This window comes from Lentzea sp. NPDC058450 (assembly GCF_042721395.1).
Lineage (GTDB): Bacteria > Actinomycetota > Actinomycetes > Mycobacteriales > Pseudonocardiaceae > Lentzea.
In genome coordinates this window covers 255,903-275,403 of sequence record NZ_JBHXLO010000005.1, presented here as the reverse complement: position 1 = coordinate 275,403, position 19,501 = coordinate 255,903, and the positions used below count along the sequence as shown (strand labels likewise).

The 19,501-nt window shown below is 70.3% G+C and carries 24 protein-coding genes; 9 read left to right on the top strand and 15 right to left on the bottom strand.

The genetic code is table 11. The annotated features are described in order from the left end of the window. Positions 1-27: 27 nt before the first annotated feature. Genes ACFWNN_RS11285 through dmpG form a run of 3 tightly spaced genes read left to right on the top strand, consistent with a single transcriptional unit; the run spans position 28 to position 2,731 of the window. A complete protein-coding gene (locus tag ACFWNN_RS11285) occupies positions 28-804 on the top strand; it encodes a 2-keto-4-pentenoate hydratase (RefSeq protein WP_382439758.1) in 777 nt (258 codons plus the stop codon). After that, a complete protein-coding gene (locus ACFWNN_RS11280; RefSeq protein ID WP_382439757.1) occupies positions 801-1,736 on the top strand; it encodes an acetaldehyde dehydrogenase (acetylating) in 936 nt (311 codons plus the stop codon). The genes ACFWNN_RS11285 and ACFWNN_RS11280 overlap by 4 nt, the downstream gene beginning before the upstream one ends. After that, positions 1,733-2,731 carry a 4-hydroxy-2-oxovalerate aldolase gene (gene dmpG / locus ACFWNN_RS11275; RefSeq protein ID WP_382439756.1) on the top strand — a complete coding sequence of 333 codons (999 nt, stop codon included), beginning with the start codon at positions 1,733-1,735 and terminating at the stop codon, positions 2,729-2,731. Before ACFWNN_RS11280 ends, dmpG begins: the two co-directional genes overlap by 4 nt. 234 nt (positions 2,732-2,965) lie before the next feature. On the opposite strand, the gene ACFWNN_RS11270 is transcribed toward dmpG, so the two are convergent. Genes ACFWNN_RS11270 through ACFWNN_RS11255 form a run of 4 tightly spaced genes read right to left on the bottom strand, consistent with a single transcriptional unit; the run spans position 2,966 to position 6,103 of the window. Next, positions 2,966-3,898 (bottom strand): 2,3-dihydroxyphenylpropionate 1,2-dioxygenase, encoded by a 933-nt coding sequence (locus ACFWNN_RS11270; protein ID WP_382439755.1) that lies wholly within the window; start codon positions 3,896-3,898, stop codon positions 2,966-2,968. Further along, entirely contained in the window at positions 3,898-4,782 is an 885-nt protein-coding gene (locus tag ACFWNN_RS11265) for an alpha/beta fold hydrolase (RefSeq protein WP_382439754.1), read from the bottom strand. The genes ACFWNN_RS11270 and ACFWNN_RS11265 overlap by 1 nt, the downstream gene beginning before the upstream one ends. Continuing rightward, positions 4,779-5,279 (bottom strand): cupin domain-containing protein, encoded by a 501-nt coding sequence (locus tag ACFWNN_RS11260; RefSeq protein WP_382439753.1) that lies wholly within the window; start codon positions 5,277-5,279, stop codon positions 4,779-4,781. Before ACFWNN_RS11260 ends, ACFWNN_RS11265 begins: the two co-directional genes overlap by 4 nt. Positions 5,280-5,332: 53 nt before the next feature. Beyond that, entirely contained in the window at positions 5,333-6,103 is a 771-nt protein-coding gene (locus ACFWNN_RS11255) for an SDR family oxidoreductase (RefSeq protein ID WP_382439752.1), read from the bottom strand. Positions 6,104-6,142: 39 nt separating this feature from the next. Between ACFWNN_RS11255 and ACFWNN_RS11250 the strand changes: the two genes are divergently transcribed. The 4 genes from ACFWNN_RS11250 (at position 6,143) to ACFWNN_RS11235 (ending at position 9,282) form a co-directional block, all read left to right on the top strand. After that, positions 6,143-6,925, top strand: coding sequence for an IclR family transcriptional regulator (locus tag ACFWNN_RS11250; protein WP_382439751.1), 783 nt, complete (start codon positions 6,143-6,145; stop codon positions 6,923-6,925). 77 nt (positions 6,926-7,002) lie between these two features. Beyond that, entirely contained in the window at positions 7,003-8,508 is a 1,506-nt protein-coding gene (locus tag ACFWNN_RS11245) for a flavin-containing monooxygenase (protein ID WP_382439750.1), read from the top strand. Continuing rightward, positions 8,468-8,926: a cupin domain-containing protein gene (locus ACFWNN_RS11240; protein WP_382439749.1), complete on the top strand. Its 459-nt coding sequence runs from the start codon at positions 8,468-8,470 to the stop codon at positions 8,924-8,926. The genes ACFWNN_RS11245 and ACFWNN_RS11240 overlap by 41 nt, the downstream gene beginning before the upstream one ends. After that, entirely contained in the window at positions 8,923-9,282 is a 360-nt protein-coding gene (locus tag ACFWNN_RS11235; protein ID WP_382439748.1) for a nuclear transport factor 2 family protein, read from the top strand. Before ACFWNN_RS11240 ends, ACFWNN_RS11235 begins: the two co-directional genes overlap by 4 nt. A gap of 32 nt (positions 9,283-9,314) precedes the next feature. On the opposite strand, the gene ACFWNN_RS11230 is transcribed toward ACFWNN_RS11235, so the two are convergent. From ACFWNN_RS11230 to ACFWNN_RS11210, 5 genes are all read right to left on the bottom strand, one after another. After that, positions 9,315-11,111 carry an FAD-dependent monooxygenase gene (locus ACFWNN_RS11230; protein ID WP_382439747.1) on the bottom strand — a complete coding sequence of 599 codons (1,797 nt, stop codon included), beginning with the start codon at positions 11,109-11,111 and terminating at the stop codon, positions 9,315-9,317. A 2-nt stretch (positions 11,112-11,113) separates the two neighbouring features. Beyond that, positions 11,114-11,476, bottom strand: a complete 363-nt coding sequence (locus ACFWNN_RS11225; RefSeq protein WP_382439746.1) for a putative quinol monooxygenase — start codon at positions 11,474-11,476, stop codon at positions 11,114-11,116. A gap of 233 nt (positions 11,477-11,709) precedes the next feature. Beyond that, complete coding sequence (locus ACFWNN_RS11220) at positions 11,710-12,738, bottom strand: 6-phosphofructokinase (protein ID WP_382439822.1); 1,029 nt, start codon at positions 12,736-12,738, stop codon at positions 11,710-11,712. 76 nt (positions 12,739-12,814) lie between these two features. Then, positions 12,815-13,327 carry a polyadenylate-specific 3'-exoribonuclease AS gene (locus tag ACFWNN_RS11215; RefSeq protein WP_382439745.1) on the bottom strand — a complete coding sequence of 171 codons (513 nt, stop codon included), beginning with the start codon at positions 13,325-13,327 and terminating at the stop codon, positions 12,815-12,817. Positions 13,328-13,348: 21 nt separating this feature from the next. Beyond that, positions 13,349-14,083 carry a lysophospholipid acyltransferase family protein gene (locus ACFWNN_RS11210; RefSeq protein ID WP_382439744.1) on the bottom strand — a complete coding sequence of 245 codons (735 nt, stop codon included), beginning with the start codon at positions 14,081-14,083 and terminating at the stop codon, positions 13,349-13,351. Positions 14,084-14,264: 181 nt separating this feature from the next. Here ACFWNN_RS11210 and ACFWNN_RS11205 point away from each other — a divergent pair, with 181 nt between their 5' ends. Continuing rightward, positions 14,265-14,777: a hypothetical protein gene (locus ACFWNN_RS11205; protein ID WP_382439743.1), complete on the top strand. Its 513-nt coding sequence runs from the start codon at positions 14,265-14,267 to the stop codon at positions 14,775-14,777. 66 nt (positions 14,778-14,843) lie between these two features. Then, positions 14,844-14,975 (top strand): hypothetical protein, encoded by a 132-nt coding sequence (locus tag ACFWNN_RS11200; protein ID WP_382439742.1) that lies wholly within the window; start codon positions 14,844-14,846, stop codon positions 14,973-14,975. Between the two features lie 179 nt (positions 14,976-15,154). Here ACFWNN_RS11200 and ACFWNN_RS11195 read toward each other — a convergent pair whose 3' ends face one another. From ACFWNN_RS11195 to ACFWNN_RS11170, 6 genes are all read right to left on the bottom strand, one after another. Continuing rightward, entirely contained in the window at positions 15,155-16,141 is a 987-nt protein-coding gene (locus ACFWNN_RS11195; protein WP_382439741.1) for an ROK family glucokinase, read from the bottom strand. Beyond that, positions 16,141-16,482 carry a hypothetical protein gene (locus tag ACFWNN_RS11190; RefSeq protein ID WP_382439740.1) on the bottom strand — a complete coding sequence of 114 codons (342 nt, stop codon included), beginning with the start codon at positions 16,480-16,482 and terminating at the stop codon, positions 16,141-16,143. Before ACFWNN_RS11190 ends, ACFWNN_RS11195 begins: the two co-directional genes overlap by 1 nt. Positions 16,483-16,508: 26 nt before the next feature. Continuing rightward, positions 16,509-17,717, bottom strand: a complete 1,209-nt coding sequence (locus tag ACFWNN_RS11185) for an ArsA family ATPase (protein WP_382439739.1) — start codon at positions 17,715-17,717, stop codon at positions 16,509-16,511. Then, positions 17,714-18,154 (bottom strand): SRPBCC family protein, encoded by a 441-nt coding sequence (locus ACFWNN_RS11180; RefSeq protein WP_285647274.1) that lies wholly within the window; start codon positions 18,152-18,154, stop codon positions 17,714-17,716. Before ACFWNN_RS11180 ends, ACFWNN_RS11185 begins: the two co-directional genes overlap by 4 nt. 23 nt (positions 18,155-18,177) lie before the next feature. Next, a complete protein-coding gene (locus tag ACFWNN_RS11175; protein WP_382439738.1) occupies positions 18,178-18,966 on the bottom strand; it encodes a metallophosphoesterase in 789 nt (262 codons plus the stop codon). A gap of 69 nt (positions 18,967-19,035) precedes the next feature. After that, positions 19,036-19,416 carry a polyketide cyclase / dehydrase and lipid transport gene (locus tag ACFWNN_RS11170; RefSeq protein WP_382439737.1) on the bottom strand — a complete coding sequence of 127 codons (381 nt, stop codon included), beginning with the start codon at positions 19,414-19,416 and terminating at the stop codon, positions 19,036-19,038. Positions 19,417-19,501 lie beyond the last annotated feature (85 nt).

Here is a 19,501-nt window from a genome sequence, read left to right as displayed (position 1 = left end):
CCTAGGACCGCCTCCACGATGTGCGGCATGAACGAAGTCCGAACCGCAGCGGAGCGACTCGCGCAAGCGACCCGCGACAAGGTCACGTGTGCGCCCGTCCGGGATCTCGTCGGCGACGCCGAGGCCTACGAGGTGCAGCAGCTCAACATCGCCGCGCGCGTCGCGGACGGCGCCGTCAGGGTCGGGCGCAAGATCGGCCTCACGTCGCCCGCCGTGCGCAAGCAGCTCGGGGTCGACCAGCCGGACTTCGGGGTGTTGCTCGACGACATGGCGTTCAAGGACGGCGACGTGCTGCCGACCAACCGGTTGTTGCAGCCGCGGGTCGAGGCCGAGGTGGCGTTCGTGCTGAGCGACGACCTCGACGAAGGCCCGTTCGACGAGGTGTCGGTCGCGAAGGCGGTCGGGGCCGTGCTGGCGTCGCTCGAGATCGTGGACAGCCGCGTCGAGGGCTGGAACATCACCTTCGCCGACACGGTCGCCGACAACGCCTCGGCCGGCCTGTACGTGCTCGGCAGCGAGCAGAGGGACCTCCGGGACGTCACGACCAGCGACGTCCGGATGGTGCTGAAGCTGAACGGCGAGGAGCGGTCGACCGGCACCGGCGCCGACTGCATGGGCGACCCGCTGACCGCCCTCGCCTGGCTCGCCACGACGTCGGCGGCGCTCGGCACCCCGCTGAAGGCGGGCGAGGTCGTGCTGAGCGGCGCGCTCGGTCCCGTGGTGCCGGTGCAGGCGGGCGACGAGGTCGAGGCGACCATCACCGGGCTCGGCACCGTCCGCGCGATCTTCGGGGAGAGCGCGTGAAGGTCGCGATCATCGGGTCGGGCAACATCGGCACCGACCTCGTCATCAAGGTGCTCAAGCGGTCCAGCGCGCTCGAGGTGGCGGCGCTCGTCGGCATCGATCCCGGCTCCGACGGCCTCGCCAAGGCCCGCGCGCTCGGCGTCGCCACCACGTCGGACGGCATCGACGGCCTCGTGACCATGCCCGGCTTCGAGGACGTCGAGATCGTGTTCGACGCGACGTCCGCGGGCGCCCACGCGAAGCACGCCGAGATCCTCGCACGGCACGGGAAGAAGGTCATCGACCTCACCCCGGCGGCGATCGGGCCGATGGTGGTGCCGACGGTCAACCTGGACGAGCACCTCGACGCGCCCAACGTCAACATGGTCACCTGCGGCGGCCAGGCCACGATCCCGATCGTCGCCGCGATCAACACGGTCACGCCCGTGCCGTACGCGGAGATCGTCGCCTCGATCTCGTCGCGCAGCGCCGGCCCCGGCACGCGGGCGAACATCGACGAGTTCACCGAGACGACCGCGCAGGCCATCGCGGACGTCGGCGGCGCGCGGCGGGGCAAGGCCGTCATCGTGCTCAACCCCGCCGACCCGCCGATCACCATGCGGGACACGGTGTTCGCGCTCGTCCACGCGCCGGACCCGCTCACGCAGCACCGGATCCGCGAGTCCGTCGAGTACATGATCACGCAGGTCGCGGCCTACGTTCCCGGCTACCGCCTCAAGCAGCCGGTGCAGATCGACCCGGTCGACCAGCCGCACACGCTCACGGAGGAACCCGTGACGCACCAGGTCACGGTGCTGCTGGAGGTCGAGGGCGCCGCCGACTACCTGCCCTCCTACGCGGGCAACCTGGACATCATGACCAGCGCGGCGCTCCAGGTCGCCGAAACGATGGCAGCAGCGAAGGCCCCCAAGGAAGTCACGGTGCGCGCATGAAGCTCTACCTCCAGGACGTGACGCTCAGGGACGGCATGCACGCCCTGCGGCACCGCATCGACCCTGCGAAGGTCACCGAGATCGCCAGGGCGCTGGACCAGGCCGGGGTCGACGCCGTCGAGGTCTCGCACGGCGACGGCCTCAGCGGCGGCTCGCTCGTCTACGGGCCCGGCAGCCACACCGACTGGGAGTGGATCGAGGCCGCCGCGGAAGCGTTGACCCAGGCCAAGCTCACGACGCTGCTGCTGCCGGGCATCGGCACGCTTTACGACCTGAAACGTGCGCACGGCCTTGGCGTGCAGTCGGTTCGTATCGCCACGCATTGCACCGAGGCCGACATCTCGGCCCAGCACATCGCCGGCGCGCGCGACCTCGGCATGGACGTGTCGGGGTTCCTGATGATGAGTCATCTCGCCGAACCGAAAGAGCTCGCACGGCAGGCGAAGCTCATGGAGTCGTACGGCGCGCACTGCGTCTACGTGACGGACTCCGGTGGCCGCCTGCTGCCGAACGACGTCCGCGACCGCATCCGCGCCTACAAAGACGTACTGGAGGAAACAACCGAGATAGGCATTCACGCCCACGAGAACCTCTCACTCGCGGTCGCGAACTCCATCACGGCCGTCGAGGAGGGCGCGAACCGCGTCGACGCCTCGCTGGCCGGGCTCGGCGCGGGAGCGGGCAACTGCCCCATCGAGCCGTTCGTCGCCGTCGCGAACCTCCAGCAGTGGCAGCACAACGCCGACCTGTTCCAGCTCCAGGACGCCGCCGACGACCTCGTGCGGCCGCTCATGGACAAGCCCGTGCGCGTCGACCGCGAGAGCCTCACCCTCGGCTACGCGGGCGTCTACGGCTCGTTCCTGCGCCACGCCGACACGGCCGCCCAACGCACGGGCGCCGACGTCCGCACGCTCCTGCTGGAGGCGGGACGCCGGCGCCTGGTGGGCGGTCAGGAGGACATGCTCACCGACATCGCCCTGGACCTGACCAAATAGTTGGTTGGCCAGGTAGCCGGCGACCGAACAGTTGGTTGGCCGGCTACCTGGCGACCGAACAGTTGGTCGGCCGGGTGCTGGCCACCGAACAGTTGGTTGGCCGGTCACCAGGCCACCGAACAGTTGGTTGGCCAGGTAGCCGACCACCGAACAGTTGGTTGGTTGTCTGAGGCAGCCGGCCACCGAACGGTTGGTTGGTTGTCTGAGGCAGCCGGCCACCGAACAGTTGGTTGGTTACACGGCGAACGTGGTTCCGATGCCCATGCCGGTAATCCATTCCGGCACGGGCTCGTAGCTCGTCCACACCAGCGGCAGGCCGACGGCGACCTGTCCGATCAGCCAGCAGCGGATCTCGTGCCCGCCGCTGCCGGCGTGGTCCTCCAGGGCCTCGTGCCCCAGCGCCGCGACCTCCCCGGCCGACCCCACCGCCAGCCGGTCGAGGAACCACTCGTCCCACACCGCGTTGACGCGCGCCTCCGGGTTGCCCCCCATCGCCCGCACCCGAGGCTCCCGCGCCGCCGCGAACTCCTTCGCGTAGGCCCGGCCCCGGATCAGCGACTCACGCCGCTCCCCCACCACCGAGGGATCGCGCGGGTCGTTGGACGGCAACCAGTGCGACAACCCGCCCGAGGCGACGACCAGCACACGTCCGGGGAACGCCGACGACCGCAAAGCCGCCCCGAGCGCACGCCCGAGCTCCACGCACCGGTCCAGCGACGGCAACGGGGGCGCGGCCGTGTTGACCACCAGTGGCACCAGCGGCAGCGTCGTGCCGCCGGTGATCATCTCGTAGCTCTGCACGATCCCGTGGTCGACCGTCAGCGAGTACGACAGCGACACGTCGAAGCCCGCGTCGGCCAGCCCGCTGTGCGCCGACCAGGCCAGCGTCCGCTCCACCGGCAACGGCCCCGAGCTGCTGCCGAAGTCGCCGAACCCCACCGCCTCCTCGACGCCCAGCACGAACGGCGGCATCACGTCGTAGAAGTTGGCGTGGAAGTGGTCCGGCCCGACCACGACGATCGCGTCGGGCGCCAGCTTCTCCACCGCCGCCCGCACCCGGTCCGCGTCCCGCAGGAACACCGACCCCGGCCCCTCGACACCCTCCGGCGGCAGCAACGTCGCGAACGGGCTGTGCGACATCCCCGCGAATCCGATGATCTCGGCCATCAGGACGGGTCCTTTCCGTGCAGCAACCAGGTGCGGTGCGTGTCGAGGAACTCCGAGACCTTCTCCCACTGCGGCCAGTGCCCGGCGTCGTCGATGACGTGCAGCCGCGCGTCCGGCAGCCACCCGAGCAGCATGTCCGCCTCGTCCAGCCCGCCCGTCGGATCGTGGCTGGTCCACAGCAGCAACGTCGGCGCCGCGACCTTCCCCACCCATTCCGGGTCCCACGCGAAGTCCTTGCGCACCACCGGGTCCTGCAACACCAGCGTGTTGGTGATGGCCTGCACGAACCCCGGTCGCGAGTACACCTGGCGACGGAGGTTCACCAGTTCGTCGGTGACCATCTCCTTGTGGTGGAACAGGAACTCCACCCGCCGCCGCACGGTCTCCTCGCTCGGGTCGAGCACCGCGGCCATCGTGCTGTCCCGCATGCGTTGCATGACCTCGGGCTTGTTCGCGATGTTGCCCGGCGTGTTCAGCACCAGCCGGTCGACACGGGAAGGGAAGTGCGCGGCGACCCACGCGACCACCCAGCCGCCCAACGACTCCCCGGACAGGTGCGCGCGCTCGACGCCTAACGCGTCCAGCAGTCCCACGAGGTGCTCGGACAGCACGTCGATCGTGTACGGCAGGTCGGGCAGGTCGGACCAGCCGTGCCCGATCATGTCGTAGGCGGTGACGTGGAAGTCCTCGGCCAGGCCTGCGATGTCCCGCGCGTACGCCTCCAGGTGGCCGCCGGTGCCGTGCAGCAGCACGAGTTCCGGACCGGCCCCGGCCTGCAGGACCCTCGTTCGCACGGTGTGGCCGCGCACCGGGACGTCGACGTGCCGCACCACATGGTCCACATGCGACAGTTCGCCCCAGATGCTGACGTGTTCGGGAATCACTGTTCCTCCCCTTGTGTGTCGAAACGGGCGCGGGCCTCGTCGAACGTCGCGAGGCCGGCGCTCTGCCTGCGGGCGAGCCCGAACAGCGCGAGCAGCCGCGAGTTCTCGATCGTGAGGAACTCGACCGGGTGCTCCGAAGAGTCGTTGTAGTGGCGGTGCCAGGTCCACGGCGGCGTGTAGACGAACGAGCCGGTGGTCCACGACACGGTGTCGCAGGCGTCGGGTTCGGCGAGCTGGATCTCGCTGTGGCCCTCGCCGGAGATCACGAAGTGCACGGTCTCGTGGTAGTGCCGCTGCATGTCCGAGCTCTCGCCCGGCGGGATGACCTGCCGGAACAGTTCGAAAGTCGACGTCGGCAGCTTGCCCGCGATGCGCAACGTCGTCGGGTTCGGCACCGCGCCCGGCGGGATCGTCTCCAGCTCGTCGTCGTGCACGACCAACGGCCGCGCGCCGTCCGGCCGGACCGCGTGGGTGAGCGCCCCGAGGAAGTCGGTCATGGCGAAGTCGGGTCCTGAGGTGGCCAACTCGATCCCTTTCAGCCTGTCTTGATTCACACGGAGAACTCGGTGCGTCCGCCGTCGACGGTCAGCACGGTGCCGTTGACGTAGGAAGCCTGCGGTGAAACCAGAAACGCGACGGCGGCGGCGATCTCGCTCGGATCGGCGGCGCGCAGTGCGGGGATGTCCGCCATGTCCGCAGCCGCGGCGGTGTCGAAGTCCACGCCCAGCGACTCCGCCCTGCGCACCAGCACCTCCATCCGTCGCGGAGTCAGCGTCGCGCCCGGTGCGACGCAGTTGACCGTGACGCCGTCCGCCGCGAACTGCCGTGACGCCAGCTTCATCGCCGACGTCACGGCAGCGCGCAGCACCGTCGACGACGCCAAGCCGGGTTGCGGCTGCCGCACGGCCGTCGAGGTGATCGTGACGACCCGGCCGTACCCCCGCCGCGCCATCACCGGCAGGGCCTCTCGCAGCAACGCGAGGGGCCCGAGCAGCAACAGGTCGAGGTCGCGGTGCCACTGCGCGTCCGGCACGTCGAGGAGCGAGCCCGGTGACGGGCCGCCCGCGTTCACGACCAGCACGTCGAGCGAGCCGAACCGGTCGGCGACGTCACCGACGACCGCGGTGGCCTCGGCCGGATCGGCGAGGTCGCAGACGAGGTAGTCGGCGCCGAGCGCCCCGGCGGTCTCCTTGAGCGTGGCCTCGGTGCGTCCGGCCAGCACGACGCGGTGCCCGCTCTCGACGAGCGCCGCGGCCGTCGCCGCACCGATTCCGCCGGCGCCGCCTCCGACGAGCGCGACCCGCGTGGTGTTTGCGTCCATGAGCTCCTACAGTCGCCGTGTGCGAATGGTTGACCAAGGATGAGTCCCAGTCACCGGGACTCGCAGTCAGGCGAGCCGAGCGGTTCACTCGAACGCGCGGCGGCGATCCTCGACGCGTTCGACGTGACGCACCGCGAGCTCGGCCTCGCCGAGCTGGTGCGCAGGTCCGGGCTGCCGCGCTCGACGGTGCACCGCACGGCGGGGCGCATGATCGAGCTCGGCTGGCTCGACAAGCCGGGCGACCGCTACCGGATCAGCACGGGCCTGTTCAAGCTCTCCAGCCTGGTGCCCGTGCGGCATGAGCTGCGGGAAGCCGTGCTGCCGTTCCTCCAGGACCTCTACGCCGCCGCCCGCGTCACCGTGCAGCTCGGGGTGCTCGACGGCACCCGCGTGCTGGTCGTGGACAAGATCACCGGGCACCGGCCGATGCCGATGCTCGACCAGGTCGGCGGCGTGATCCCGGCGCACTGCTCGGGGCTGGGCCGCGCGATGCTCGCCTACGCCGACGCGTCCACTGTGGACGCGGTGATCGCCGCGGGCCTGGAACGCCGCACTCCCCGCACGATCACCAGCCCGACGACGTTGCGCCGTGAGCTCGCCGCGATCCCGGACCGGGGCTGGGCCTACGACCGCGAGGAGGGCATCGTCGGCATCAGCTGCATCGCCGCGCCCATCTTCAGCGCTGGTGGCGGGGTTGCGGCAGCGTTGTCGGTGACGGGGCCGAGCGCGGCGGTGCGCCCGGAACGGATCGGCCCGGCCGTGCGGATGGCGGCAGCGGCGGCGACGCGCGCCTACTCGACGCGGCGCTGGGAGTCCCACTAGCCGGGACTCCTGGTTGGTCGCCGGCGGCTGAGCGCCCCACAGTGTGCTCCGTCACGTCCTCACCGAGGAGGCCAAGGATGCGAGTCGCGATCATCGGCGCCGGAGTCGCCGGCCTGACCACCGCGAAGGTGTTGTTGCAGGCAGGGCACGAGGTCGAGGTCTTCGACCGCACACCGGACGTCGGCGGCGTGTGGAGCCGCACCCGGCGGTACCCCGGCCTCACCACGCAGAGCCCGAAGGCCCAGTACTCGTTCTCGGACTTCCCGATGCCGAAGGACCTGCCGGAGTGGCCGACCGGCGAGCAGGTGCAGGCGTACCTGGAGGCCTACACGTGGCACTTCGGCGTCGACGCGTGCCTGCGCCTGGAAACGACGGTGACGTCCGTGGTGCCCGTGGGCAGCGGCTGGGAACTGACGACGCACACCGGTTCGACGTACCGCTACGACCGCGTGGTGGTGGCGAACGGCGTGTTCTGCGAACCGCTGGTGCCGGACTTCCCCGGCCGTGACGAGTTCGAGGCGGCCGGTGGGCGGGTGCTCGCGGGCACCGAGTTCCTCGACGTCGAGGAGGCGCGCGACAAGCACGCGCTCGTCGTCGGGTACGGCAAGTCCGCGTGCGACGTGACGGTGCCGATCAGCGGGGTCGCCGCGAGCACCGACATCATCGCGCGCCAGTTGCTGTGGAAGGTGCCGCGCAAGATCGCCGGTGTCGTGAACTTCAAGATGCTGCTGCTGACGCGCATGGGCGAGGGACTGTTCCGCTACCGGTGGGTGCGCGGGTTCGAGAAGTTCCTGCACGGCCCGGCGAACAAGATGCGCCGGTCGATGCTCAACTCGCTCGGGTCGGTGTCGGTCAAGCAGTTCGGGCTCGCGAAGCACGACCTGGTGCCGTCCGGGCAGATGGAGGACATCGTCAAGGGCGCGATCGGCCTGGCCACCGAAGGGTTCTTCGAGGGCGTCGAGTCCGGGGCGATCCGGGTGCACCGCGACCGGACGATCGCGCGGTTGAAGGCCGGCGGCGCGGAACTGTCGGACGGCACGGTGCTGCCCGCGGACCTCGTCGTGTGCGCGACCGGGTTCACGCAGGGCGTGCCGTTCCTGCCCGACGCCGTCCAGCAGCGGCTGTTCGACGAGCGCGGGAACTTCGTGCTGTACCGGCAGATCCAGCCGATCGACGTGCCCGGCCTCTACTTCAACGGCTACAACTCGTCGTTCTTCAGCCCGTTGAACGCGGAGATGGCGGCGTTGTGGATCGCGGCCGACCTGGTGGGAGCGCTCTCGCTGCCCGACGCCCAGGCTCGCCGGGCGGACGTCGTGGCACAGCTGGCGTTCATGGACGGCGCCACGAACCGGCACCACTGCCGTGGCACGAAGATCATCCCGTTCTCGCTGAAGAACGCCGACGAGGTGCTCGCGGACCTCGGGTTGCAGATCAGCAAGGCGACCCGAGCGTCGCACTGGCTCAACCCGGTCGCGCCCTCGGCGTACCGCAAGGTCACGCCCCAGTTGCTCGCCCGGCTCAGTCGAAATGAGGTTGGAGACCATGGAAACCCCCGTGAAGCATCACGTCTACCGCAGCGGTGAGGGCACGAACGTCGGCGCGATCGGCCTGGGCATCTACACGCGGCTGACCGGCGCGGACACCAAGGGCGCCTACTCGTTGTTCGAGTACGTGGTGCCGCCGAACCTGGGCGGGCCGCCCACGCACATCCACTCGCGCGAGGACGAGCTGTTCACGTGCGTGCAGGGGCGGGTCGTGGTCGAGCTCGACGGCGAGGAGCACGTGCTGGGGGCCGGGGACTCGCTGCTGATGCCGCGCGGGGTGCCGCACATGTTCCACAACCCGTTCGACGAGGAGACGCGGGTGGTGGCCGTGGTGTCGCCTCCCGGCCTGGAGAACTACTACCAGGCGTTGTCGGAGCTGCCTCCCGGTCCGCGCGACATGAAGCTGGTCGCGGAGATCATGGTGCAGCACGGTCTTTCGTTGCAGAAGAAGCCATGAGCCGCGCGGAGATGGTGCGGCGGATGTGTGCCGCCGTGGACGGCGGTGACGCTGAGGCCTTCGGCGCCTGGTTCGCTGCCGATGCTCGTTACGTGTTCGGGAATTCCGAGCCCTTGATCGGGCGGGACGCCGTCGTAGCGGCGACCGCCGGTGCCGCCGGGGCGTTGCCGTGGGTGCGGCACGTGATCGACCAGGTGGCCGAGGTCGGGGACCAGTTGTTCTGCCGGTTCACCATCGAGACCGAGGCACGGGACGGGAAGCAGCTCGCGTTGCCGTGCGTGACGGTGATCTGGATGTCCGGGGACGAGATCGTGGACTACCGCGTGCACATGGACATAGCGCCGGCACTGGCGTGAAAGGGGCCCGGGTTCACCGGGCCCCTTTTCCGTTACGCGGCTTGGACGTGCTGGGCGGCCGGGCGGCGGAGCGTGGCGAGGAACCGTTGGCAGGACTCGAAGTCCAGCTCGTCGCAGCGCCAGGCGACGTGGCCGTCGGGGCGGATCACGTACAGGGCCTGGGAATCTGGTTCGGTGAGGCCGTAGTGCTCGAACACCTGCGGTGAGTCGGCGCGGTGCACGCGGTCGTCCGTCCGTCGTTCGACGCGGGCGACCAGGTGGTGCACGACGTCGAGTCCGGCGAGCTCCGCGGTGTGCGCGGTGATCTCCTCCGTCGTGAGGTGTTTGCGGGACAACGCGACCACGTGCAGCTGGTAGTCCTGGAGCAGGTCGAACACCTGCTCGCGGTCGTTGATGCGCGCGTCGGGGACGCGCTGGCCCGCCAGGGGTCCCTTGAGGGAGTAGAGCAGCTCGTTGACGTTGATGTCGCTCGGCCGGTAGCTCAGGCTGATCTGGCTGAGCCGCTGGAACGACTTGCGGTGCGGGAGGGGTGCCGCCGACATCCGTCCGATCAGGAACGGGCCGGCGGTGTCGCGCAGCCAGGCCTGGGGGCCTTTCAGCCCTGCCGCGACGCGGTAGAGGCGGTCGGTGAACTTCAGCAGCCTCACGCCCGCGGGGTGCCGTTCGGCGGAGTAGGTGTCGAGCAGGTCGACGTCGTCGTTGATCGCGGTGGCGAGCTTCCAGGCGAGGTTGGCGGCGTCGTGCAGGCCGGTGTTCATGCCCTGGCCGCCCGCCGGGGAGTGGATGTGGGCGGCGTCGCCGACGAGGAACCCTCGGCCCTTGCGGTAGTCGTCGACGCCTTTGAGGTGGACCTGGTAGCGGCTGGTCCAGATCGGTTCGCTGAGGGTGACGTCGAGGTTCATCGCCTTGCGGAGTTCACGCTGGAGGTTGTTCAGGTCGAACTCGGCCTCCGGGTCGCCGAAGTCGGTGACCATGACCCTGGACGTCTCGGCGCCCCTGAGGGGAAGGAACAGGCCGATGCGGTCGCGGTTCATGAACACCCGGAAGTGCGCGTGGTCGAGCGGCCAGTCGACCTTGCAGTCGGCCAGCAGGTAGCGCTGGCCGTACTTGTCGCCGCTGAAGCCGATGCCCAACTGGTTGCGGACCGTGCTGTGCGCGCCGTCGGCCCCGACGACGTACTGGGCGGTGATGGTCCGCCCGCCCGCGGTCGCGGTGACGGCGTCCTCGGTCTGGTGGAGGTGCGTCAGCCTCGTGCCGCGGCGGACCGTGACGCCGTGCCGCGCGAGGTCCTGGAGCAGCACTTCCTCCACTTCGGACTGCGGCGCCATCAGGATGAACTGGTACGGCGTGGTCGCCGCCCTGGCCCGGTCGAAGTCGAGGCCGCCGACGTGCCTGCCCCTGATGTGGAAGCGGATGCCGGTGGTGACGACGCCGCGCGCGAGCAGCTCGTCGGCGAGTCCGATGCCGCGGAACAGCTCGATCGTGCGGGCCTGGACGGCGAACGCCCGCGACTCGGTGGCCGGTCCGGCGTTGGCGTCGACCACGCACACCTTGACGCCCTGCCGGACCAGCAGCGCCGCGGTCATGAGCCCGCTCGGCCCGGCGCCGACGACGAGCACGTCGCAGTCGTAGCGGGGCAGGCGCGGTCCCGCGTTCTTCGGCGGAGCGACCGACGGTTTCGGACGGGTTCGCGACTTGCCCAGGTTGACCAGGAAGCCGCGGCCGGGGCGGGCGGTCACCTGGGGCAGCGGGTTGCCCCGGATCCTGCCCCACATGCGGCGGGTGAGCAGGAAGAGCAGGGTGACGACGGCGAAGACCAGCAGACCCACGGCTACCTCACCGCCGGCAGGTCGCTCGACATGCGCAGGAACTGCTGCACGAGCGGTCCCTCGACGAGCGGCCGGATCGCCTGGACGAACTCCTGGACGTACGGCTCGGCGAGGTGCTTCTCGAGGTCCTGCTTCGACCGGAACATCTCGTAGATCACGAACTGCCGCCGGTCGGCCCGGTCGCGGTGGACGTGGAACTCGATCGAGCCCTCTTCCGCGCGCAACGGCTCGACCAGCCCGAGGATCAACGCCTCGACCTCGTCCTCGTGGCCGGGCCTGGCCGTCGCGAACCCGAGGTGCGTGTACGGACCTGTCTCGTCCGCGTCCGGCTCGGGCAGGACCGGTGCTACTCGCGCGTCGCTCATCAGCTCTCCTGAGGCTGCTCAACGGATGGTGAATTCACCATCGCAGTCAGCGAGAGCGCGATCACAGCGCGAGTCCCAGCGAGCGGGACTGCCCCGGACATCGTGGACGTCGTGGACACCGGCGGTATACAAGCAGAATGCCGGGTGTCGACTGTGCGTCGACACCCGGCATTCGCGAGCCGATATCCGATATATCAGGCCCGAGGATCAGGCCCGAGGATCAGGCCCGAGGATCAGGCACCGAAGAAGACCTCGGCCTCTTCGTAGCGCTCGGCCGGAACCGTCTTGAGCTCGGCCGTCGCCTCGGACAGCTTCACGCGGACGATGTCGGTGCCGCGCAGCGCGACCATGGTGCCGAAGTCACCGGCGGCGACGGCGTCGACGGCGTGCAGGCCGAAGCGGGTCGCGAGGACGCGGTCGTAGGCCGTCGGCGTGCCACCGCGCTGGATGTGGCCGAGGACGGCCGCGCGGGACTCCTTGCCGGTGCGGTCCGCGATCTCCTCCGCGAGCCACTGGCCGACGCCACCGAGGCGGACGTGACCGAAGGCGTCGCGCTCACCGGAGTGCAGCACCTCGGCGCCGCCCTCGGGGATCGCACCCTCGGCGACGACGATGATCGGGGCGAACTCGCTCTCGAAGCGGCGCTCGACCCACTCGACGACCTTCTCGACGCTGAACGGGCGCTCCGGGACGAGGATGACGTTCGCGCCACCCGCGAGACCCGAGTGCAGCGCGATCCAGCCCGCGTGCCGGCCCATGACCTCGACGACGAGCGCGCGGTGGTGCGACTCGGCCGTGGTGCGGAGGCGGTCGATGGCCTCGGTCGCGATGTGCACGGCCGTGTCGAAGCCGAACGTGTAGTCCGTGGCGCCGAGGTCGTTGTCGATCGTCTTCGGCACACCGACGACGCCGATGCCGTCGTCGGTCAGGCGCTTCGCGACACCGAGGGTGTCCTCGCCGCCGATCGCGACGATGGCGTCGATGTTGTTCGCCGCGATGGTCTCGCGGATGCGGTCGACACCGCCCTCGACCTTGTACGGGTTGGTGCGCGACGAGCCCAGGATGGTGCCACCGCGGGTGAGGATCTCCTCGACGTCCGCGAGGCCGATCTCCTTGGTGAGGTTCTCGATCGGGCCCTGCCACCCGTTGCGGAACCCGACGATCTCCCAGCCGTGTGCCTTGATGCCCTTGCGGACCACGGCCCGGATCACGGCGTTCAGACCGGGGCAGTCACCACCGCCAGTGAGCACACCGATGCGCATCTGCTTCCCCATCTCTCGTGTTCTGTGTCACGCAGACTTTCACGAGCTGTATCGGTGCAGCAACGCGGGGTCTCACCTACCGGACAGGGAACCCGATTTTGCGCCGCTGTTCCTCGATCACCTTCCAGCGCGCGAGGTTGTGCCGGGCGTCAGCGAGGGCGTCGTGGGCGTCCGCCGGAGGGGCGGGCAGCTTGGGGCGGCCGACGTCGTCCCAGCGTTGCCGCAGGTCGCGCGTGAACCGGGGCAGCGCGCGCGGCAACGCCGGCATGGCACCCCACAGCTGCGCGAGCGCCACGTGGTCGTAGGCGGCGAACCAGGCCCACAGCTCGACCTCGTCGCGCGCGGCGTTGCGGGCGCCGAGGAAGTCGAGCAGGTCCTCGCGGATGCGCTCACGGCTGCGCCACGCCTTGTCCGCGGGCGAGGGCAGCTGGTTGAGGACGTTCTGCCGCACCCACGGCCCCGCGCGATCGGGGTCGAACTCGGTGGACACGGCGTAGAACTCGCGGCCTTCCTCGTCGACCACACCGATCGACACGAGGTCGATCGTCAGCCCGTCCTCGATGAACTCACAGTCGTAGAAAAACCGCACCGCGACACCCTAGGGGTGCGGTCAGCTCGCCTTCTTCTCGGGCACCCGGTCGCTCTTCTTGCCCTGTTCGGGCACGTCGGCGGTCTGCTCCTTGGCCTTGGCCGCGTAGACGTCGACGTACTCCTGGCCGGAGAGCTCCATCAGCGCGTACATGATCTCGTCGGTGATGGACCGCAGCACGAACCTGTCACCCGACAGGCCCTCGTAGCGGGAGAAGTCGAGCGGCTTGCCGATCTTGATGCGGATCGGGTGCGGCTTCCACATGCGCGAGCCGATGGGGTTGGCCTTGTCCGTGCCGAACATCGCGACCGGGATGACCGGCGCGCCGGACTCCAGCGCGATCCACGCGACGCCGACCTTGCCCTTGTAGAGCCGGGCGTCGGGCGAGCGCGTGCCCTCGGGGTAGATGCCGAGCAGCTTGCCCTCGCGCACGATCCGGACGCCGGTGTCGAGCGCTCCCTGCGCGGCGGACGCGCTGGACCGGTCGATCGGCACCTGGCCGACGCCGGAGAAGAACCACTTCTGCAGCCTGCCCTTGATCCCCGTGCCGGTGAAGTACTCGATCTTCGCCGGGAAGGTCACCCGCCGCGACAGCATCAGCGGCAGGAAGAACGAGTCGGAGACGGCGAGGTGGTTGCTCGCCAGGATGGCGCCGCCGTCCTTCGGGATGTTCTCGGCGCCCTCGATGATCTTCGGCTGGAAGAACAGCCGCAGAATCGGTCCCAGGAGGACGTGCTTCATCAACCAGTACAGCACCTTGGGAAGCGCCTCCCTTAAGACCCCGCGAACCTTGATCCCGACAATCAGCCTACGGAGCCGACCGCATCTCACACAACGAGTCCCGTCTTAGTGCGTCACGGCGGCCGCTGAGCCGACTGCCGTAACCCGCAACACATCCGGCCCGTGCAACGATGTGGGGTCAGAGGGTTGCTGCTTTGTGGAGAGGCTCTGGATGAACGCCCGGCGCGACTCGACCGACGGACCGGAGAACGTCGACGAGCTCTTTGCCGAGATCGTCGCGGGTCTCGAACGGGACGGGGTCGGCAAGGACTGGCTCGACCTGGACGAGGCGAACACGGACACCGATGACGGGCCCGACAGCGGCCCTGAAGGCGGACGCAGCGGGCCGGAACCCCGCACGGCGGTCGCCGACGAGCCGGTGCCGGACCTCGACGACGAGCCGAAATACCGAGATCCGGCCGACGAGGACCACTACGTCCCGCCGGAGCCGCCGCCGTTCCCGGTGCTGCGCGCCTCGACCTTCGCGGCACTCGGCCTGTTCGTGCTGGGCATCCTGCTGCTGGTCGCGCCGGGCATCTTCGGACTCCAGTCGCGCATCGGCACGCCCCTGTCGCTGGTGGCGCTGTGCGCGGGCGTCGGCTGGCTGATCCTGCGCATGCGCAACACCCCGCCGCCGGACTCCGGATGGGACGACGGCGCCCAGGTGTGACACGTCACGCCGGATTCGGTAACGACGTGATAACGGCCACTCAAACCTTCAGATAACGATTCGGTCATGCCTACCGTGGCGCCCATGGACCAGATGCAGCACCTGATGATGGCCCGCGCCATGGCGACCCTGAGCAAGAAGGACGCGGAGCGCGCCAAGCGCCGCCGCCCGCGCATCCTGCGCCTGCTCGGCCGCTAGATCCCCGGTCCGGCCACGTCGGGCCGGACGATGGAGCAGGGTGTTCGCGGCGGGTGAACAACCCCGACACGCCCGCCGCGACACTCCACATCCGATATATCGGACGCTGCGCTACCAACCGGTTGGTTGCGTGGCACGGTGAGCGAGTCCCTGAGCGACCAACCGGTTGTTCGCACCGGTCAGGTGCGGCGTGAGTGGTTCCGCGTGCCCCGCGTGGTCAGGGAGGCGGCCATCTCGCGCGCCAGGGTCGCCGCGCCCACGATGCCCGCGTCGTCGCCGAGCTGTGCGGTCCGGATGCGGGCCAGCGGACGGTGGCCCGCCCCGGTGACGACGGAGGCGTAGCGCTCGCGGGCGTCGTCCAAGAACAGCGGCGCCGAGGTCGACACGCCTCCCCCGATGACGATCACCTCGGGGTCGTAGACGTCGGCGACGAGTGCCAGGCCCTCGCCCAGCCAGCGGGCCAGGTCGGCCATCGCGCGTTTGGCCAGCGGGTCGCCATCACGGGCGGCTCCGGCCACGCGGCGGCCCGTCACGGCCCGGGAGTCGCCGGCCGCCTCGCGGGCCAGGACGGTGGAGACGCCGGGGTGTTTGGCGAGCAGTTCCACGGCGGTGGCGCTCAGGGCCGTGCCGCTGCAGTAGCGCTCCCAGCAGCCGTTCTTGCCGCACGGGCAGGGGCGGCCGTCCGGGACGACGCGCAGGTGGCCCAGTTCGGGGGCCACGCCGTGGGCGCCGCGGAAGACCTCGCCGTTGAGCAGCAGGGCGGCACCGATGCCGGTGCCGATGGCGACCAGCACGGCGGTCTTGGCGCCTCGGGCCGCGCCGAAGCGGTGTTCGGCGAGGGCGGCGGCGTTCGCGTCGTGTTCGAGGACCACCGGCATGCCGAGGCGGTCGCTCATGCGGTCGGCCACGTCGGCCTGCCGCCACGCCAGGTGCGGCGCGAACCGGACCGTGCGGCGGTCCGAGGCGATGAAGCCCGCCACGGCGAGGCCTACAGCGTTCACGGCGTGGCGATCGGCCACTTCCTCCACGGCGGCGACGATCGCGTCCTCGAGAGCGCGCTCCCCGGCGGGCGTGGGGGCGCGGGAGGTGTCCAGGACGGAGCCGCGCGGGTCCACGACGCCCGCGCGCACGCTGGTGCCACCGATGTCCACTCCGACGGTGAGCACTAGTCGGTCTTCCTGACGACCTTGATGTGCTGCACGCGCCGGCCCGCGTCCGGCCGCGGCTCGTCCGAGGGGGGCGGCGGGGTGCCGGGTTCGCGCAGGGCCGCCCGCAGCACGGCGACCAGGCCCGCCGCGTGTTCGGCGGCCTTCGCGGCCAGTTCGGAACGGTCGCCGCGCAGCAGCGCCACGCCGTTGCACAGCGGGCACCAGCCGCACGTCTCGGGCGTGTGCGTGCCGTCGCCCGCCTCCGCGACGCGCTGCAGCCACGGCTGCATGCGCTCGGCCGCGGTGTCGAGCAGCAGCCGCAACTCCTCGGCGAGCTTGCCTGCGTTGTCCTGGGTCATCTACGAACTCCTGATCAGCGCCACGGTCAGCGCCAGAGGGAAGGGTCTGGACGGAACCCCACCGTCACGCCGCCCGAGTCCATCTCCGCACCGGTGACGATGCAGCGCCTCAACAACGACGGCAGCGCCACGAGCCGACGCCTGCTGTCGACGGTCAACGCCAGATCGTCGCCCACGCGCGCGAGGTCCAGCTCCGTGTCGTCGGCGAGCGGCAGCGCGATCCGCAGCGAGTACCGGGCGTCGAGGCCGCGTCCGCTGCCCGACACCTCCAGCATCGAGGCGGCGTCGGCGTCGCCCGGCAACGGGTCCGCGGAGCCGTAGAGCTGCTCGGCGACCTCCAGCAGCGCCGGCACGCCCACGGGCTCCGACGCGCGGTGGTCGACCGTGCGGATCTCGCCGATCCCGGTCAGCTCGGCCAGCACCGCGTCCTGCTCGTGCCGGCGGGTGCGCAGCCACGAGGCGGCGGCCCCGCGCGCGGCACCCGGCGACGGGACCAGCCGGTTCGCGATCACGCTGTCGACCCGGATTCCCTGCAACGCCAACGCCGTCAGCGTGCGGCGCGTCTCGGCGGCGACGACGCGCTCAGGCGTCAGCACCAGCCGCACCGAACACGACGACGGGTCCGCGAGCATCGACCGCAACGCGTCCAGCCGTTCGGCCAGACGACTCAGCGCATCGGCCGTGGCGTCCCACTTCTCGACGGTCCCGGTGCCCGCCACGCCCGCCAGCAACCCGCGCACCACGCGCCGGTGCGTCGGGAAGAGCCGCTCCAGGTACCCGGCGAACGCCTCCGGCAGCGACAGCAGCCGCAACGTCTCCGCGGTCGGCCCGCAGTCGACGACCACGACCTCCCACGGCCCGGACGCCGCGAGCCGCCGCACCTCGGCGAGTGCCAGCAGTTCCTCGACGCCCGGCAGCACGGTCAGTTCCTCGGCGTCGAGCTCGTCGACGCCGGCGCCTGCCAGCACGGTCCGGAGGTGCCCGCGCAGCTCTCCCCACGCCTCGTCCACGAGCCCACGCGGGTCGATCTGGCACGCGTACAGGCCCGCCGAGCCGTCCACTTCGGACGGTTCGGCGCCGAGCCGCACGTCGAGCGCGTCGCCCAGCGAGTGCGCGGGGTCGGTAGACACCACGAGCGCCTTGCGGCCGTTCGCCGCGAGCGAGGCGGCGGTGGCGGCCGACAAGGTCGTCTTGCCGACCCCGCCCTTGCCGGTGAAGAGCAGGACCCGGCTCAAGCCGCCTTCTCCGCGCGCTTCTTGAGCTCCTTGAGCGCGGTGTCGAGGATCAGCTTCTCGGCCTTGCGGCGGAACAGGCCGATCATCGGGATCACGAGCTGCACGGACAGCGTGTAGGTGACCTTGGTGCCGGTGCCGGACGGCGCCAGCACGTAGCTGCCCTGCTGCGCCTTCTGCATGGTGCCCTTGACGAGCTCCCACTTCACCGACAGACCGTCGGCGGCCCAGTCGTACTTCAGGGTGTACTCGTCCTTCACGGGACCCTGGTCGATCGCGAACCGCACCTGCTCGGCACGGCCGTCGTCGCGGGAGTCGAGGACCTCAACTTCCTTCATCCCGTTCGCCCAGTCCGGGTACGACGGGAAGTCCGCGATGATCGCCATGATCTTCTCAGGCGGAGCGTCGATGACGATGGACTGAGTGGACTCGTCGGCCATGAACGTGGAGGTTACTCGCGTGGTCACCAGTTGAGGACGTGAGGCTTGCCGCTGCGCTGGAAATGTCCCACGTTGACGCACTCGGTGAAGCCGACCCGCACCCGGCGCGCCAGCGGCTGGTGCACGTGCCCGAACACCGACCAGCGCGGACGTTCGCGCACGATCTTGTCCAGGGCGGCCCGCGAGCCCCATTCGGGACGGCGCGCGACGACGTCGTAGGTGAGTTCGGGCACCAGCGGCGGGATGTGCGTGCACAGCACGTCGACCTGACCCATCCGGTCGAGCGCGGCGGCCATGTCCTCCTCCGTGCGCAGGTACGGGAACCACGGCGCGTTGGGGTTGCGGACGAGCCCGGGCACCATCAGCCCGCCGCCCGCGAAGCCGAACCTGAGCCCGCCGATCTCCGCGGCCTCGCCGTCGAGGACGTGCACGCCGACCCCGGCGAACTGGGGCCACAGGTGCGGACTGTCCACATTGCCCGGTGTGGCGTACGTCGGCGCGGACATGGCCGCGAACAACGCCGTGTACTGCTCCAGCACTGCTTCCTCGACCACGGACCGCGCGTCGGCGAGACCGTCCCACAGGGAACGGATGTAGCTCGCCGTGTCCGCGCGCCGGGTGCCGCGGCGCAGCTCGGCGAAGATTCCGACCTTCTCCGCGCCGAAGACGCGGCCGAGGATTCCCCTGGAGTGGTCGTGGTAGTCGACGAAGTCGATCAGGTCGCCGAGCACGACCAGGGCGTCGGCGCCCTCACCGGCGCGCGCCAGCGCCTCCGCGTTGCCGTGCACATCCGAGACCACGTGAACCCGCACGCTTCCAACTTAGTTGACGCCGCATGGGGGTGTTCCTCAGGAGCCGGGCGCAATACCTTCTTGGCAAGATCACCCGGCTGGCGGGCAGCCTGCCGGACGACCGTCCTCCAGAGTCAGCTTGAGCCCCAGCGAGACGGACTTGGCGTCGAGCTGACGGCGTTGCACCTCACGGCGCGCGTCGCGGGGCGTGAACGACCCGGCGGGCGGGTCAGCGCGGAGGAAGTAGTGCAGCACAGTGCCGTCGAGCACCGGTTCGAGCCAGACCTCCATGGTGCCGACGAGCGCGCCGCCGACGGTCCAGCGCAGCCCCTCCTCGCCCCGGTCGGCGTAGACGTCGAGCTCCAGATCGGGCCAGAACCGACGCCACGACGAGGGCATCGCGAAGGCTGCGGCGACCACTCCGGGTGGTACCGCGAGGAAGGTCTCGTCGACGACGTCCACGCTGGCCATAAGGACAAAAGGTAACGGAAGGGCGTACCGACCTTTGTATCGCCGGAATCACACGCTAAGTTTCCCCACCAGTAACAAATCACCG

Coding starts and splice junctions, on each gene's coding strand:
- ACFWNN_RS11235 (WP_382439748.1), top strand. CDS start 8,923: ATGAGCCGCGCGGAGATGGTGCGGCGGATGTGTGCCGCCGTGGACGGC.
- ACFWNN_RS11245 (WP_382439750.1), top strand. CDS start 7,003: ATGCGAGTCGCGATCATCGGCGCCGGAGTCGCCGGCCTGACCACCGCG.
- ACFWNN_RS11200 (WP_382439742.1), top strand. CDS start 14,844: ATGCCTACCGTGGCGCCCATGGACCAGATGCAGCACCTGATGATGGCC.
- ACFWNN_RS11270 (WP_382439755.1), bottom strand. CDS start 3,898: ATGGCCGAGATCATCGGATTCGCGGGGATGTCGCACAGCCCGTTCGCG.
- ACFWNN_RS11225 (WP_382439746.1), bottom strand. CDS start 11,476: ATGAGCGACGCGCGAGTAGCACCGGTCCTGCCCGAGCCGGACGCGGAC.
- ACFWNN_RS11260 (WP_382439753.1), bottom strand. CDS start 5,279: ATGACCGACTTCCTCGGGGCGCTCACCCACGCGGTCCGGCCGGACGGC.
- ACFWNN_RS11170 (WP_382439737.1), bottom strand. CDS start 19,416: ATGGCCAGCGTGGACGTCGTCGACGAGACCTTCCTCGCGGTACCACCC.
- ACFWNN_RS11240 (WP_382439749.1), top strand. CDS start 8,468: ATGGAAACCCCCGTGAAGCATCACGTCTACCGCAGCGGTGAGGGCACG.
- ACFWNN_RS11180 (WP_285647274.1), bottom strand. CDS start 18,154: ATGGCCGACGAGTCCACTCAGTCCATCGTCATCGACGCTCCGCCTGAG.
- ACFWNN_RS11220 (WP_382439822.1), bottom strand. CDS start 12,738: ATGCGCATCGGTGTGCTCACTGGCGGTGGTGACTGCCCCGGTCTGAAC.
- dmpG (WP_382439756.1), top strand. CDS start 1,733: ATGAAGCTCTACCTCCAGGACGTGACGCTCAGGGACGGCATGCACGCC.
- ACFWNN_RS11250 (WP_382439751.1), top strand. CDS start 6,143: ATGAGTCCCAGTCACCGGGACTCGCAGTCAGGCGAGCCGAGCGGTTCA.
- ACFWNN_RS11255 (WP_382439752.1), bottom strand. CDS start 6,103: ATGGACGCAAACACCACGCGGGTCGCGCTCGTCGGAGGCGGCGCCGGC.
- ACFWNN_RS11285 (WP_382439758.1), top strand. CDS start 28: ATGAACGAAGTCCGAACCGCAGCGGAGCGACTCGCGCAAGCGACCCGC.
- ACFWNN_RS11190 (WP_382439740.1), bottom strand. CDS start 16,482: ATGACCCAGGACAACGCAGGCAAGCTCGCCGAGGAGTTGCGGCTGCTG.